Genomic DNA, 14,893 nt, shown 5'->3' on the forward strand with positions numbered 1-14,893 from the left:
TCAAAAGGTTGAGAGGTGTCTAGTCCCTCAGCCTGGTGAGCGGTGCAACAAACGCTTAGGCCTTCAACGGGACCAAACGTGGGGCAATCATGTTTTCGGGGCGCAGGATGTCGTCGAGCATGGCGTCGTCGAGCAAACCTTCTTCGCGCACCAGTTCCAGCACGCCGCGGCCGCTTTCAAGGGCGATTCGCGCGATGCGGGTGGCGTTTTCATAACCGATGTAGGGGTTCAGGGCGGTGACCAGACCGATGGAGTGCTCCACCAGCTCACGGCAGCGCGCTTCGTTGGCGGTGATGCCGACGATGCAGTGTTCGCGCAGCATGTCCATGGCGCGTTGCAGCAGGCGGATCGAGTCGAAGATCTTGAAGGCGATCAGCGGCTCCATCACGTTCAGTTGCAGTTGGCCGCCTTCGGCTGCCATGGTCAGGGCCAGGTCGTTGCCGATGACTTGGAACGCTACCTGGTTGACGGCTTCCGGAATCACCGGGTTGACCTTGCCGGGCATGATCGAGCTGCCTGGCTGACGCGCCGGCAGGTTGATCTCGTTGATCCCGGTGCGTGGGCCGCTGGACAGCAGGCGCAGGTCGTTGCAGATCTTCGACAGTTTCACCGCGGTACGCTTGAGCATGCCGGAGAACAGCACGAACGCACCCATGTCGGAGGTGGCTTCGATCAGGTCGGCCGCCGGTACCAGCGGCTGGCCGCTGATTGTGGCCAGGCGTTGTACGGCCAGGGCCTGGTAACGCGGGTCGGCGTTGATGCCGGTGCCGATGGCGGTGCCGCCCAGGTTTACTTCGGTGAGCAGCTCCGGCGCCAGGGTTTTGAGGCGTGCCAGGTCTTCGCCCAGGGTGGTGGCGAAGGCGCGGAATTCCTGGCCGAGGGTCATCGGCACGGCGTCTTGCAGTTGGGTGCGGCCCATTTTCAGCACATGACCGAACTCGACGCCCTTGGCGGCGAAGGCCTGGATCAGGCTGTCGAGGCTGGCCAGCAGCGCGTCATGGCCCAGCAGCAGACCCAGGCGGATCGCGGTCGGGTAGGCATCGTTGGTCGACTGCGCCATGTTCACGTCGTTGTTGGGGTGCAGGTACTGGTATTCGCCCTTCTGGTGGCCCATGGCTTCCAGCGCGATGTTGGCGATGACTTCGTTGGCATTCATGTTGGTTGAAGTGCCGGCGCCGCCTTGAATCATGTCCACCACGAACTCTTCGTGGAAATCGCCGCGGATCAGGCGGGCACAGGCTTCGCTGATGGCAGCGTGCTTGGCTTCGCTGAGCTGGCCCAGCTCGCGGTTGGCGTCAGCCGCCGCTTGCTTGACCATTGCCAGGCCGACCACCAATTTCGGGTAATGCGAAATCGGAACGCCCGAGAGGCGAAAGTTATTCACCGCTCGCAGGGTCTGGATGCCGTAATACGCTTGGGCAGGTACTTCGAGTACGCCAAGCAGGTCTTTTTCTGTGCGGAAAGATGCAGCGGAGGACATGACGGAAATCATCTCGATAAGGACCCGGAACTGGCCGGAACGCTGCGAATGCTAGGCGTGTGGAAGTTTTTGGGCCAATGCTGTTAAACACTGGCCTATGCACAAACGGCATAATGCAGGTGTGACCCAGCTATGATGGCGGGCGTGTGTGCCAAAATGGTGCGTACCCGTGGGAGGATGTGATGAACCTTGAGAGCAAATGGCTGGAAGACTTCAGCGCCCTGGCGGCCACGCGCAGCTTTTCCCAGGCGGCGGAGCGACGCTTTGTCACCCAGCCGGCCTTCAGCCGACGCATCCGCAGCCTCGAAGCCGCGTTGGGCCTGACCCTGGTCAACCGCTCGCGTACTCCGGTGGAATTGACCGCAGCGGGGCAATTGTTCCTGGTCACTGCACGCACCGTGGTCGAACAGCTCGGCGAAGTGCTGCGCCATTTGCATCATCTGGAAGGCGGGCAGGGCGAGGTCATGCAAGTCGCGGCCGCCCACTCCCTGGCGCTGGGCTTCTTCCCCCGTTGGATCGCGCAACTGCGCAACGAAGGTTTGAACATCGCCACGCGGCTGGTCGCAACTAACGTGGGCGACGCCGTGCACGCCTTGCGCGAAGGCGGCTGCGACCTGATGTTGGCGTTCTACGACCCGGATGCGGCCATGCAGATGGACGCCGAAATCTTCCCGTCGCTGCACCTGGGTAATACCGAAATGCTCCCGGTGTGTGCGGCCGACGCCGATGGCAAGCCGCTGTTCGACCTGGAAGGCGAGGGCAGTGTGCCGCTGCTGGCCTACAGCGCGGGTGCGTTCCTGGGCCGCTCGGTGAACCTGTTGCTGCGCCAACGTGCACTGCGCTTTACCACCGTGTATGAAACCGCCATGGCCGACAGCCTCAAGAGCATGGCGTTGGAAGGGCTGGGCATCGCCTGGGTGCCGCAGTTGAGCGTGCGGGCCGAATTGGCCCGTGGCGAGCTTGTTGTGTGCGGTGGGCCGCAATGGCATGTGCCGCTGGAGATCCGGTTGTATCGCTGTGCGTTGGTGCGCAAGGCGAATGTGCGGTTGTTGTGGCGCAAGCTGGAAGGTGGCGCGGCACAAGGTACTTGACGGTGATGAAGATCAAATGTGGGAGCTGGCTTGCCTGCGATTGCGGTGTATCAGACGACATTTCAGTCACTGGTCCACTGCTATCGCAGGCAAGCCAGCTCCCACAGGGTTTGGGGTGTTTTCGCTGACCTCTGAGTCAATAAAACCGCCGCTTTGGCCGGCAAGACAGATGGTCATCCCAGGGGCTGTTTATCTGGATTATTACGGTATACTGCGCGGCCTTCGGCCGGTCCAATCGGCCAAAATTCGTACAACAAGCCACGCTGGATTTCCCGCGTGGCTTGTTGTTTTTTGACGCGCCTGCGGGCGCCCAGAGAGAAGAGGCACGACGATGAGTGCATTGGTTGGCGTGATCATGGGCTCCAAGTCCGATTGGTCCACCCTTAGCCACACCGCCGATATGCTGGAAAAACTCGGCATTCCGTATGAAGTGAAGGTGGTTTCCGCCCACCGCACCCCGGATTTGCTCTTCCAGTATGCCGATGAAGCAGAATCCCGTGGCATCGAGGTGATCATCGCCGGTGCCGGCGGTGCAGCGCACCTGCCGGGCATGTGTGCGGCCAAGACTCACCTGCCGGTGCTCGGCGTGCCGGTGCAGTCGGCCATGCTCTCGGGCGTGGACTCGCTGTTGTCCATCGTGCAGATGCCGGCCGGTATTCCGGTGGCGACGCTCGCGATCGGCAAGGCCGGCGCGATCAACGCAGCCCTGCTGTCCGCCAGCATCCTGGGCGCCAAGCACCCGCAGTTCCACGCGGTGCTGAAGAAATTCCGTGCCGAGCAGACAGACAGCGTGCTGGACAATCCAGACCCACGTATCGCCTGAGGTTATTGATTGATGAAAATCGGTGTAATCGGTGGCGGCCAATTGGGACGCATGCTGGCTCTGGCGGGTACCCCGCTGGGGATGAATTTCGCTTTCCTCGACCCGGCGCCGGACGCCTGTGCGGCAGCCCTGGGTGAACACTTGCGTGCCGACTACAGCGACCTGGACCACCTGCGCCAGCTGGCCGACGAAGTCGACCTGGTGACCTTCGAATTCGAAAGCGTCCCGGCCGAAACCGTGGCTTTCCTGTCGCAGTTCGTTCCGGTGTACCCGAGCGCCGAAGCCCTGCGCATCGCCCGCGACCGCTGGTTCGAGAAAAGCATGTTCAAGGACCTGGGCATTCCCACCCCGGCCTTCGCCGACATCCAGTCCCAGGCGGACCTGGACGCCGCCGTCGCCAGCATCGGCCTGCCGGCCGTGCTCAAGACCCGCACCCTGGGTTATGACGGCAAGGGCCAGAAAGTCCTGCGCAGCGAAGCCGATGTGGCCGGCACCTTTGCCGAGCTGGGCAGCGTGCCCTGCCTGCTGGAAGGCTTTGTGACATTCACCGGTGAAGTCTCATTGATCGCCGTGCGCGCCCGTGATGGCGAGATCCGTTTCTACCCATTGGTGCATAACACCCACGTCAACGGCATCCTCAAGCTCTCCGTGGCCAGCAGCGATCACCCGCTGCAGGCACTGGCCGAAGACTATTCCAGCCGCGTGCTCAAGCAGCTGGATTATGTCGGCGTGATGGCGTTCGAGTTCTTTGAAGTCGACGGCGGCCTCAAGGCCAATGAAATCGCCCCGCGCGTGCACAACTCCGGGCACTGGACCACCGAAGGCGCCGAATGCAGCCAGTTCGAGAACCACCTGCGCGCCGTCGCCGGCCTGCCGCTGGGTTCCACGGCCAAGATCGGCGAGAGCGCCATGCTCAACTTCATCGGCTCGGTGCCGCCGGTTGAGCGGGTAGTCGCGATCGAGGATTGCCATCTGCATCACTACGGCAAGGCCTTCAAGGCCGGGCGCAAGGTCGGCCACGCCAACCTGCGCTGCAAGGACCGTGCGACCCTGCAGGCACAGATCCTCAAGGTCGAGGCTTTGCTCGCCGAGCAATAAGCCTGGAAACGGCGGGAACCATTCGGCGCCTGTTATCCTCTGATTGCAGGATGCCAAAGCCTGTCTAGGCTTTGGCATAGTTCACTTCAATCAGAGGGAAATGCCATGGGTATCATCGGAACCATCTTCATCGGCTTGATCGTCGGTCTGCTCGCGCGGTTCCTCAAGCCAGGCGACGACAGCATGGGCTGGATCATGACCATCCTGCTGGGTATCGCCGGCTCCCTGGCCGCGACCTACGGTGGTCAGGCGCTGGGTATCTACCAGGCGGGCCAAGGCGCAGGCTTCCTCGGTGCCTTGGTGGGCGCGATCGTGCTGCTGGTGATCTACGGCCTGATCAAAAGAAAGTAATCAGCCGACAAAGTCCTCTGCGCTGCGCAGGCGCAGAGGGCTAGAATGTTCGGCACCCGTACTTGCCGAGCTTCTTCATGCGCCGTCTTCTGTTGACTCTCCTCTTGCTGGGCCCTGGCCTGGCGCACGCCGGCGAATTGCCGGAAACCGACTGGCTCGACCTGATGCCGCTGTCGGATCAAAAAGCCCTCGAAGCCATGCCCGAGATCGACCACAACTCCCCCGAGGCCCAGGGCACCTTTACCGATAAAGGTGGTTTGAAGCAGAGCAAGGGGTTGCCGGCGGTGATGTATTCCACCAAGACCGTGGCGGCCATGAACGGCAAGGACATCCGCATTGGCGGCTATCCGGTGCCGTTGGAAACCGACGCCAAGGGGCGCAGCACGCTGTTCTTCCTCGTGCCGTATCCGGGCGCATGTATCCACGTGCCGCCGCCGCCGCCGAACCAGTTGGTGTTGGTGCGTTATCCCAAGGGGCTGAAGCTCGATGATATCTACACGCCGCTGTGGGTTACGGGGACGTTGAAGGTGGAGAAGGTCAACAATGACCTGGCCGATGCGGCCTATGCGCTGGATGCGGGGAAGGTGCGGGTCGTAAAGGAATCCGATTTATAAGACACATATAACCCATGTGGGAGCGGGCTTGCTCGCGAATGCGGAGTATCAGCCGATACAGCTTTGACTGAGCCACCGCTTTCGCGAGCAAGCCCGCTCCCACATTTTGATTGGGTTTACAAGGGGATAGCGCCGATGCTCACGCCCAAGGTATGGCTTTCGCCGGGCGCCAGGCTTACCGCATCATCCAGCACATTCGCCGTTTCGATGCACAGCATCCCCGGCCAACCATCATCGGCCATGTCATCAAACGCCTTGGCGCGCTCGGTCCAGGGATTCCAGATCACGGTCGACTTCGAACCCTCGGCCGTGAGCTGAATGCGGCGTTGCCAGTCTTTGTCGACAATAGCCAGTTGGGCTGGGGTGTCGAGATAAATGCGGTCAGTCTCGGCGGTGAAATGCAGCAGGCCGGACTGCTGCTTCTGCGTCCAGCCATCGGCCGTATCGATATACGTCGACCCGTCCAGGGCTTCGACCTGCACGTTGCGCACATCGCTCACGGCGAAGTAGGTGTGCAGCGCCTGACTGAAGGTGACAGTGTCAGTGTCATGGTTATGGCTGGTCAGCCGGATATGCAGCTGGTCGTCCAGCAACAGGCTGAGCTTCAGGCCTACCTTGTGGGGCCAGCCGGGAAACCCGCCTGCGGGCACCGGCAACACCAGATCGATGTGCAATGCTTCGCCTTCAAATTCGGTTGCTGCCAACTCCCACAGTGCCGTGCGCGCAAAGCCATGAGCGCCGGCCGGCTGATCGCTCTGGCGCATCGACTTGACGCTTAGCGGGTTGCGGTCAAAAACGCCAAACCACGGCCAGCACACTGGCACGCCGGTACGAATGCCTTTGCCTGCCTTGAACACCGCTTCGCGGTTCGGCCAGATCAGCGGCTGCTCGCCGACGCGCCCGTAACTGAAAATGTGCGCGCCCTGCTGGGCCATCATCAGTTCGGCGCCGTTGTGGCGGATGCGCCAGCAGTCCAGCTCGTCGATTTTCAGGCTTTCAACGTGGGGCGTAGGCATAGCAACACTCTTCAATGGCAGGCAATAGGGCAATTGACCGTCAAAACCCGGCGATGTTTAACGCGCGCGGGACGGTACCGAACGGGTGCGCCCGCTGCCGTCGATGGCGACGAACACGAACACCGCCTCCGTGACCTTGCGCCATTCGCTGGACAGCGGGTCGTCGCTCCACACTTCGACCATCATCTGGATCGAGCTGCGGCCGATTTCCAAGGCCTGGGTGTAGAAGGAAAGCTGCGCGCCCACGGCGACCGGCACCAGGAATGCCATGCGATCAATGGCCACGGTGGCCACGCGCCCACCTGCAACCTTGCTGGCCATGGCGGTACCGGCCAAGTCCATCTGCGCGACCAGCCAGCCGCCGAAAATATCGCCAAAACCGTTGGTTTCACGCGGTAGCGCGGTGATTTGCAGGGCGAGATCGCCTTGCGGGATAGGATCTTCTTGTTCGAGTTCGATCATGCCGAGGGCCTCTGACCCGTAACGCTTCATGGGTATTTCAAGTGGATAGCCGTCTTCGAAAAAAACGTTTCAGCACCAACATACACCGCGTGATGCGTTTCTCGTAAGGCGTACTAAAGGGAAACTCTGCCAAATCGGCTGGACGGCACCCAACGACGTTTTGGCACAGCAGCCCCTCAAGACTGCGGGTCTTGCGCTTGCAAGGGCCGAGTATATCGAGACCCTGGCGCCACGACGACCTCTGGACGCTCATTTGGTCGGCAAATGGCGGCTGTACGGGGGCTTTTTGCCGCAACTGTGCTTCTGATGTGCTTTTCCGGGCGATTTGCTATCTTGCCGAACCCGTTCCGGCCCGGCCAACACCCCCGGGCTTGCCGTTCTGACTAATAAGAGATGCCTTGCCATGTCCTCCGTGCCCGCAAGCAGCGCGCAACCTTCGCGCCCGCTGACCCGCAACGACTATAAAACCCTGTCGCTGTCTGCCTTGGGCGGGGCGCTGGAGTTTTATGATTTCATCATTTTCGTGTTTTTCGCCACCGTGGTCGGGAAACTCTTTTTCCCGGTCGACATGCCCGAGTGGCTGCGCATGATGCAGACCTTCGGCATCTTTGCCGCAGGCTACCTGGCGCGCCCCTTGGGCGGCATCATCATGGCGCACTTCGGTGACCTGCTGGGTCGCAAGAAAATGTTCACCCTGAGCATCTTCATGATGGCGGTGCCTACCCTGATCATGGGCCTGCTGCCAACCTACGCACAAATCGGCCTGTGGGCGCCGGTCCTGCTGCTGTTGATGCGCATCATCCAGGGCGCGGCGATTGGCGGTGAGGTGCCAGGTGCCTGGGTGTTTGTCTCCGAACACGTGCCGCCGCGCCATATCGGCTACGCCTGCGGCACACTGACCAGCGGTCTCACCGCCGGCATCCTGCTGGGTTCGCTGGTGGCCACCGCGATCAACACGCTGTATAGCCCGGAGCAGGTGTCGGATTACGCCTGGCGCATCCCGTTCCTGCTCGGCGGCGTGTTCGGCCTGCTGTCGGTGTACCTGCGCCGCTGGTTGCACGAAACGCCGATCTTCGCCGAGATGCAGCAGCGCAAGGCCCTGGCCGCCGAGTTGCCCTTGCGCGCCGTGCTGCGCGACCACCGTGGCGCCATCGTCTTGTCGATGCTGCTGACCTGGCTGCTGTCGGCCGGTGTCGTGGTGGTCATCCTGATGACCCCGACCGTGCTGCAGACCATTTATCACTTCAGCCCGACCGTTGCGCTGCAGGCCAACAGCCTGGCCATCGTCACCTTGAGCCTGGGCTGCATCGCCTCCGGCGCTTTGGCTGACCGCTTCGGCGCCGGCCGTGTGCTCATCTGCGGTTGTGCGCTGTTGCTGGCAACTTCCTGGACGCTGTATCACAGCCTGATGGCCCACCCGGACTGGCTGTTCCCGCTATACGCCCTGACCGGCTTGTTTGTAGGCGTCATCGGGGTGGTTCCTTACGTGATGGTCAAGGCGTTCCCGCCCGTGGTGCGTTTCAGTGGCTTGTCGTTCTCCTACAACGTGGCCTACGCCGTGTTCGGCGGGCTGACGCCGCTGGCGGTATCGCTGCTGATGAAGGAAAGCCCGATGGGCCCGTCCTACTACGTAGCCGCCCTGTGTGTAATGGGGATGGTGGTGGGTGGGTATCTGTGGAAGCGTTCCCGTTAGGTCTTGACGACATGATCGCTCCCACGCGCAAGCGCGGGAGCGATCCGGTTTCCTTCTCCCGCCGATAGTGGCCTTTCATCCAACTGTCACATTCCAGACATAGAGTAGTCACACGGCCTGCCGATACTTGGCCCCGATCCGATTATCTCTATCTGCTAGGAGCAAGGCATGAAACTGAAACGTTTGATGGCGGCAATGACGTTTGTCGCTGCTGGCGTCGCGACCGCCAACGCGGTGGCTGCTGGCGTTGACCCGGCGATCCCGGCTTACGTCAAGACCACGGGTGTGTCGGGCAACTTGTCCAGCGTCGGTTCCGATACCCTGGCTAACCTGATGACCCTGTGGGCCGAGGGTTACAAGAAGGAATACCCGAACGTCAACATCCAGATCCAAGCGGCTGGCTCGGCTACCGCGCCTCCTGCGCTGACCGAAGGCACCTCCAACCTGGGCCCGATGAGCCGCAAGATGAAGGACACCGAACTGGCGGCCTTCGAGCAGAAATACGGCTACAAGCCAACCGCCATCCCGGTTGCCGTGGATGCCCTGGCTGTATTTGTACACAAGGACAACCCCATCCAGCACCTGACCATGGAACAGGTCGACGCAATCTTCTCGTCGACGCGTCTGTGCGGTGCCAAAGCCGACGTCAAAACCTGGGGCGACCTGGGTGTGACCGGCGACCTGGCCAACAAGCCGGTGCAGTTGTTTGGTCGTAACTCGGTGTCCGGCACCTACGGCTACTTCAAGGAAGAGGCCCTGTGCAAAGGTGACTACAAGCCAAACGTGAACGAACAACCCGGCTCGGCTTCGGTCGTGCAGTCGATCAGCTCGTCGCTGAACGGCATCGGTTACTCGGGCATCGGCTACAAGACCGCCAGCGTGAAAACCGTGGCCCTGGCCAAGAAAGGCAGCACTGACTACATTGAAGACAGTGAAGAAAACGCCCTGAACGGCAAATACCCGCTGTCGCGCTTCCTCTACGTTTACGTCAACAAAGCGCCGAACAAGCCTCTGGCACCGCTGGAAGCCGAGTTCGTGAAGCTGGTGCTGTCCAAACAGGGCCAGGAAGTTGTAGTCAAAGACGGCTACATCCCGCTGCCCGCCAAAGTCGCCGCCAAGGCGCTGGCTGAGCTGGGTCTGAAAGAAGGCAACTAAGCCTGTAATACCCGATGTAAGACCGGGCCCCACAAAGGCCCGGCTTCATCCCATCTTTTTTGTCCGCTGCCAGCCTTGCCTCGCGGCGGATTTGGTGCGTCACCGCATTGTCATCTTTCTGTCATACAGGACCGCTAGGGTGTGCGCATGAATGATCTGGCCAACTCCACCATGACGACGACTTCTCCCCCCAAGCGCATTGATTTCAATACGCCTGAGCTGCAACGCAAGCGCCGCATTCGCGCGCTCAAGGATCGCCTGACCCGCTGGTACGTGTTGGTCGGCGGTCTCGCCGTTCTCGGCGCCATTACCCTGATCTTCTTTTTTCTGGCCTATGTCGTCGCGCCCTTGTTCCAGGGTGCTTCATTGACCAAGGAAGACGCACTGACCCCCGCCTGGATCCAGGACGCCGGCAAGCCGCTGATGATTTCCCTCGAAGAACAGAACCAGGTCGCCATGCGGGTTTCCGACAAGGGCCAGGCGCTGTTCTTTAATCTGGAGACCGGCGCCGAGCTCAAACGCGTCGACCTGCCGCTTCCGGCCGGGACCAGCGTCGCGTCCATCGGTGAAGACCAGCCCGGCAGCCCGCTGGTGATCCTCGGGTTGTCCAATGGCCAGTCCATGGTGTTCCGCCACACCTATAAGGTGTCCTACCCCGACGGCAAGAAGACCATCAGCCCGGCGATCGAATACCCTTACGGCGAAACCCCAATCGTATTGGACGACGCGGGTCGCCCGCTGGAACATGTAGCGCTCAACGCCACGGATACCACGCTGGTGATCGCAGGTTCGGCGGGTTCGTATTTGAACGTGCTGTCCCTGAGCCGCGAAGAAAACATGATGACCGGCGAAGTCACCAGCGAGCAGAAGCGTATCGAGCTGCCGCAAATGACCGAACCGGTGAAGGCGATCTTCATCGACCCACGCCAGCAATGGCTGTACGTGATCAACGGCCGCGCCGTTGCCGACGTCTTCAGCCTGCGCGACAAAAGCCTCAACGGTCGCTACAAACTGCTGGACGATGCCAACGCTGAAATCACTGCCAGCACCCAGCTGGTGGGTGGTATTTCGCTGATCGTCGGCAACTCCAAGGGCGGCCTGGCCCAATGGTTCATGGCCCGCGACCCGGATGGGGAGCAGCGTTTCAAGCAGATCCGCACGTTCCAGATGGGCACCACGCCGATCATCGAAATTTCCGCCGAAGAGCGCCGCAAGGGCTTCACCGCCCTCGACGCTGCCGGCCAGTTCGGTGTGTTCCACAGCACCGCGCATCGCACCCTGCTGGTCGACCCGGTCGTCGACGGCCAAGGCGTGTTCGGCCTGTCGCCGCGTGCGAACCGCGTCATCGTGGAGGCCGGCGGCAAACTGCAACCGCTGCTGCTGGACAACCCGCACCCGGAAGTATCCTGGAGCGCGTTATGGAGCAAGGTCTGGTACGAAAACTACGACGAGCCTAAATACGTCTGGCAGTCGACCGCCGCCAACACCGATTTCGAACCCAAGATGAGCCTGGCCCCGCTGACCTTCGGTACCTTGAAGGCCGCGTTCTACGCCATGCTGCTGGCCGCGCCATTGGCGGTTGCCGCCGCGATCTATACCGCTTACTTCATGGCGCCGAGCCTGCGCCGCAAGGTCAAGCCGGTGATCGAGCTGATGGAAGCCATGCCGACGGTGATCCTCGGCTTTTTCGCCGGCCTGTTCCTAGCGCCGTATGTGGAAGGGCACCTACCGGGGATTTTCAGCCTGTTGATGTTGTTGCCGATTGGCATTCTGGTGGCCGGGTTTGTCTTCAGCCGCCTGCCTGAGTCAATCCGCCTGCGGGTTCCCGATGGCTGGGAAAGCGCGATCCTGATCCCGGTGATCCTGTTTGTCGGTTGGCTCTCGCTGTACATGAGCCCCTACCTGGAAACCTGGTTCTTCGGCGGCGACATGCGCATGTGGATTTCCCACGACCTTGGCATTACCTACGACCAGCGCAACGCCCTGGTGGTTGGTCTGGCCATGGGTTTTGCGGTGATCCCGAACATTTACTCCATTGCCGAAGACGCCGTGTTCAGCGTGCCGCGCGGCCTGACCCTGGGCTCCCTGGCCCTGGGTGCCACGCCCTGGCAGACCATGACTCGCGTGGTGATCCTGACCGCCAGCCCAGGCATCTTCTCGGCGCTGATGATCGGCATGGGCCGCGCTGTCGGCGAGACCATGATCGTGCTGATGGCCACCGGTAACACCCCGGTGATGGAGATGAACCTGTTCGAAGGCCTGCGCACACTCGCGGCCAACGTTGCGGTGGAAATGCCCGAGTCGGAAGTCGGCGGCAGTCACTACCGCGTGCTGTTCCTCTCGGCGCTGGTGCTGCTGTTGTTCACCTTCATCATGAACACCCTCGCCGAGCTGATCCGTCAGCGTCTGCGCAAGAAATACTCGTCGCTTTAAGAAAGGTAGAAGTCTGTGAAACAGAACTCCCTGAATGGATGGTTCAAGAGCGGCGCCCCCGGCGTCTGGATCAGCGGTGGCGCGGTGTCCATCGCGGTCATCATGACCATTGGTTTGCTGGCGGTGATTGCGGTGCGCGGTCTGGGCCACTTCTGGCCGGCCGACCTGATCCAGGCCAACTACAACGTACCGGGCCAGGCCAACCATATCGTCATCGGCGAAGTGGTGCAGAAGGAAGAAGTGCCGCGCGAGCGCCTGAAAAGCGCCGGCCTGCCGGTGCCCGACGCGGGCCCGGAATTCATGACCCGTGAGCTGATCAAGGTCGGCAACCGTGACCTGAACGGCAACGACTTCACCTGGATCGTCGGCGAGTGGTTGAAGGACCAGGCCACGCCGAAAAACCTGATGACCATCGAGCGGCGTGAGTGGGGCAACTTCTACGGCACGCTGGTCAACGTCAAGCAGGATGGCAAGGTCATCGCCGAAGGCGAAGCCGCATGGCCCGAGCTGCAAGCCCGTGTCGAGCGTGTGAACGCGCTGGCCGCCCAGCTCAAGACTCTTGAAAAGTCCGACATCGGCGCGATCAATGCCGGTCTCGAACGCATCCGCCTGCACGGTCGCAAACTGGAGCTGGAGGGCAAGCTCGACGCCACCGCCCAGGCCGACATGGACGCTGACCGCGCCGAATTGAACGCCCGCTACCAGGACATCGAAGCGCGCCTGGCCGACCTTCATGCCCAGTTCAACCGCGACGCGCTGACCGCCCGCGACGGCAACGGCAAGGAAGTGGAAATCGGCATCGGCAAAGTGGTGCACGCCTACCAGCCGAACGCCATGGGCACGATGACCAAGATCGGCTTCTACTTCAGCAAAGTCTGGGAATTCCTCAGCGATGACCCACGGGAAGCCAACACCGAAGGCGGGATTTTCCCGGCCATCTTCGGCACCGTGATGATGACCCTGATCATGGCGATGATCGTGACCCCGTTCGGCGTGCTGGCGGCCGTGTACCTGCGTGAGTACGCCAAGCAGAACACCCTGACCCGCATCATCCGCATCGCCGTGAACAACCTGGCCGGCGTACCGGCCATCGTCTACGGCGTGTTCGGCCTGGGTTTCTTCGTGTATGTATTGGGGGGCTCGGTCGACCGGCTGTTCTTCGCCGAAGCCCTGCCGGCCCCGACCTTTGGTACGCCGGGCCTGCTGTGGGCCTCGTTGACCCTGGCGCTGCTGGCGGTGCCGGTGGTGATCGTGGCCACCGAAGAAGGCCTGGCGCGGATTCCGCGTACCGTGCGTGAAGGCTCCCTTGCCCTGGGCGCGACCAAGGCGGAAACGCTGTGGAAGATCGTGTTGCCGATGGCCAGCCCGGCGATGATGACCGGCATGATCCTCGCCGTGGCCCGCGCCGCCGGCGAAGTGGCGCCGCTGATGCTGGTAGGCGTGGTGAAGTTGGCGCCGTCGCTGCCGCTGGACGGCAACTACCCGTACCTGCACCTGGACCAGAAGATCATGCACTTGGGCTTCCATATTTATGACGTGGGTTTCCAGAGCCCCAACGTCGAAGCCGCACGGCCACTGGTGTACGCCACTGCGCTGCTGCTGGTGATGGTGATTGCCACGCTCAACCTGTCGGCGGTGTGGATACGTAACCACCTGCGCGAGAAGTACAAGGCGCTGGACAGTTAATTGAAGTGAGCGCGGACTCAATGTGGGAGCGGGCTTGCTCGCGAATGCGGTGTGTCATTCAACACACCTGGCGACTGAAACGACGCCTTCGCGAGCAAGCCCGCTCCCACACAACGAATTGGTAGCACAGGGAGCATCCCATGCAACACGAAAACCAACCCCACGGCATCAACATGTCTGCCCTGGGTCGCGACAAGCAGAGCCTGAGCCTGGCCCAGGAAACCGTGGCCATCGAAGTGCCGGGCCTGAGCCTCTATTACGGCGACAAGCAGGCGCTGTTCGACGTCAGCATGAACATCCCCAAGCAGCGCGTGACGGCCTTCATCGGCCCGTCCGGCTGCGGCAAGTCCACGCTGCTGCGTACTTTCAACCGCATGAACGACCTGGTTGACGGTTGCCGCGTGGACGGTGCCATCAACCTCTACGGCACCAACATCTACCGCAAGGGCGAGGACGTGGCCGAGCTGCGTCGCCGCGTGGGCATGGTGTTCCAGAAACCCAACCCGTTTCCCAAGACCATCTACGAAAACGTGGTCTACGGCCTGCGCATCCAGGGCATCAACAAAAAGCGCATCCTGGATGAAGCCGTCGAGTGGGCCTTGAAAGGCGCGGCGCTGTGGGACGAGGTCAAGGACCGCCTGCACGAATCGGCGCTCGGCCTGTCCGGCGGCCAGCAGCAGCGCCTGGTCATCGCGCGCACCATCGCCGTAGAACCGGAAGTGTTGCTGCTCGACGAACCCTGCTCGGCACTCGACCCGATTTCGACGCTGAAAGTCGAAGAGCTGATCTACGAGCTCAAGTCCAAGTTCACCATCGTCATCGTGACCCACAACATGCAACAGGCGGCGCGGGTTTCCGACTACACCGCGTTCATGTACATGGGCAAGCTGGTGGAATTCGGCGACACCGATACCCTGTTCACCAATCCGGCGAAGAAGCAGACCGAAGACTACATCACCGGTCGCTACGGCTAGGAAGCCGTAGTTCTGAT

Annotated in this window: 13 protein-coding genes; 10 read left to right on the top strand and 3 right to left on the bottom strand. The window is 61.6% G+C overall.

What is annotated here, in order from left to right; genetic code table 11:
• Positions 1–55 precede the first annotated feature (55 nt).
• Complete coding sequence (gene aspA / locus H0Z09_RS00920) at positions 56–1,480, bottom strand: aspartate ammonia-lyase (RefSeq protein WP_017739004.1); 1,425 nt, start codon at positions 1,478–1,480, stop codon at positions 56–58.
• A 182-nt stretch (positions 1,481–1,662) separates the two neighbouring features.
• Between aspA and H0Z09_RS00925 the strand changes: the two genes are divergently transcribed.
• The 5 genes from H0Z09_RS00925 to H0Z09_RS00945 all read left to right on the top strand — a co-directional run bounded on the left by H0Z09_RS00925 (position 1,663) and on the right by H0Z09_RS00945 (position 5,457).
• Positions 1,663–2,571 carry a LysR substrate-binding domain-containing protein gene (locus H0Z09_RS00925; RefSeq protein WP_076952091.1) on the top strand — a complete coding sequence of 303 codons (909 nt, stop codon included), beginning with the start codon at positions 1,663–1,665 and terminating at the stop codon, positions 2,569–2,571.
• A gap of 331 nt (positions 2,572–2,902) precedes the next feature.
• Positions 2,903–3,394 (top strand): 5-(carboxyamino)imidazole ribonucleotide mutase, encoded by a 492-nt coding sequence (gene purE, locus H0Z09_RS00930; RefSeq protein ID WP_003176980.1) that lies wholly within the window; start codon positions 2,903–2,905, stop codon positions 3,392–3,394.
• 12 nt (positions 3,395–3,406) lie between these two features.
• Entirely contained in the window at positions 3,407–4,492 is a 1,086-nt protein-coding gene (locus tag H0Z09_RS00935) for a 5-(carboxyamino)imidazole ribonucleotide synthase (protein ID WP_186686171.1), read from the top strand.
• 105 nt (positions 4,493–4,597) lie between these two features.
• Entirely contained in the window at positions 4,598–4,843 is a 246-nt protein-coding gene (locus H0Z09_RS00940) for a GlsB/YeaQ/YmgE family stress response membrane protein (protein ID WP_003231726.1), read from the top strand.
• A gap of 77 nt (positions 4,844–4,920) precedes the next feature.
• A complete protein-coding gene (locus tag H0Z09_RS00945; RefSeq protein ID WP_076952089.1) occupies positions 4,921–5,457 on the top strand; it encodes a DUF3299 domain-containing protein in 537 nt (178 codons plus the stop codon).
• Positions 5,458–5,573: 116 nt separating this feature from the next.
• On the opposite strand, the gene H0Z09_RS00950 is transcribed toward H0Z09_RS00945, so the two are convergent.
• Entirely contained in the window at positions 5,574–6,473 is a 900-nt protein-coding gene (locus H0Z09_RS00950; RefSeq protein WP_186686174.1) for a D-hexose-6-phosphate mutarotase, read from the bottom strand.
• A gap of 57 nt (positions 6,474–6,530) precedes the next feature.
• Positions 6,531–6,935: an acyl-CoA thioesterase gene (locus tag H0Z09_RS00955; protein ID WP_003176975.1), complete on the bottom strand. Its 405-nt coding sequence runs from the start codon at positions 6,933–6,935 to the stop codon at positions 6,531–6,533.
• 403 nt (positions 6,936–7,338) lie between these two features.
• Here H0Z09_RS00955 and H0Z09_RS00960 point away from each other — a divergent pair, with 403 nt between their 5' ends.
• The 5 genes from H0Z09_RS00960 (at position 7,339) to pstB (ending at position 14,876) form a co-directional block, all read left to right on the top strand.
• Positions 7,339–8,628: an MFS transporter gene (locus H0Z09_RS00960; protein WP_169376393.1), complete on the top strand. Its 1,290-nt coding sequence runs from the start codon at positions 7,339–7,341 to the stop codon at positions 8,626–8,628.
• A gap of 168 nt (positions 8,629–8,796) precedes the next feature.
• Positions 8,797–9,783 carry a phosphate ABC transporter substrate-binding protein PstS gene (locus H0Z09_RS00965; RefSeq protein WP_169376392.1) on the top strand — a complete coding sequence of 329 codons (987 nt, stop codon included), beginning with the start codon at positions 8,797–8,799 and terminating at the stop codon, positions 9,781–9,783.
• Between the two features lie 399 nt (positions 9,784–10,182).
• Positions 10,183–12,216, top strand: a complete 2,034-nt coding sequence (locus tag H0Z09_RS00970; RefSeq protein ID WP_186686974.1) for an ABC transporter permease subunit — start codon at positions 10,183–10,185, stop codon at positions 12,214–12,216.
• Between the two features lie 15 nt (positions 12,217–12,231).
• Entirely contained in the window at positions 12,232–13,902 is a 1,671-nt protein-coding gene (pstA, locus tag H0Z09_RS00975; protein ID WP_076952083.1) for a phosphate ABC transporter permease PstA, read from the top strand.
• A gap of 140 nt (positions 13,903–14,042) precedes the next feature.
• The gene (gene pstB, locus H0Z09_RS00980) at positions 14,043–14,876 is read left to right on the top strand and encodes a phosphate ABC transporter ATP-binding protein PstB (RefSeq protein ID WP_076952082.1); all 834 of its coding nucleotides are present in this window, start codon (positions 14,043–14,045) and stop codon (positions 14,874–14,876) included.
• Positions 14,877–14,893 lie beyond the last annotated feature (17 nt).

This window comes from Pseudomonas sp. SWRI18, from assembly GCF_014268345.1.
Taxonomy (GTDB): domain Bacteria; phylum Pseudomonadota; class Gammaproteobacteria; order Pseudomonadales; family Pseudomonadaceae; genus Aquipseudomonas; species Aquipseudomonas cedrina.

What these genes read in the sequence shown, in the direction of transcription:
- aspA (WP_017739004.1), bottom strand. Translation starts at nt 1,480, where the DNA reads ATGTCCTCCGCTGCATCTTTCCGCACAGAAAAAGACCTGCTTGGCGTA.
- H0Z09_RS00925 (WP_076952091.1), top strand. Translation starts at nt 1,663, where the DNA reads ATGAACCTTGAGAGCAAATGGCTGGAAGACTTCAGCGCCCTGGCGGCC.
- purE (WP_003176980.1), top strand. Translation starts at nt 2,903, where the DNA reads ATGAGTGCATTGGTTGGCGTGATCATGGGCTCCAAGTCCGATTGGTCC.
- H0Z09_RS00935 (WP_186686171.1), top strand. Translation starts at nt 3,407, where the DNA reads ATGAAAATCGGTGTAATCGGTGGCGGCCAATTGGGACGCATGCTGGCT.
- H0Z09_RS00940 (WP_003231726.1), top strand. Translation starts at nt 4,598, where the DNA reads ATGGGTATCATCGGAACCATCTTCATCGGCTTGATCGTCGGTCTGCTC.
- H0Z09_RS00945 (WP_076952089.1), top strand. Translation starts at nt 4,921, where the DNA reads ATGCGCCGTCTTCTGTTGACTCTCCTCTTGCTGGGCCCTGGCCTGGCG.
- H0Z09_RS00950 (WP_186686174.1), bottom strand. Translation starts at nt 6,473, where the DNA reads ATGCCTACGCCCCACGTTGAAAGCCTGAAAATCGACGAGCTGGACTGC.
- H0Z09_RS00955 (WP_003176975.1), bottom strand. Translation starts at nt 6,935, where the DNA reads ATGATCGAACTCGAACAAGAAGATCCTATCCCGCAAGGCGATCTCGCC.
- H0Z09_RS00960 (WP_169376393.1), top strand. Translation starts at nt 7,339, where the DNA reads ATGTCCTCCGTGCCCGCAAGCAGCGCGCAACCTTCGCGCCCGCTGACC.
- H0Z09_RS00965 (WP_169376392.1), top strand. Translation starts at nt 8,797, where the DNA reads ATGAAACTGAAACGTTTGATGGCGGCAATGACGTTTGTCGCTGCTGGC.
- pstB (WP_076952082.1), top strand. Translation starts at nt 14,043, where the DNA reads ATGCAACACGAAAACCAACCCCACGGCATCAACATGTCTGCCCTGGGT.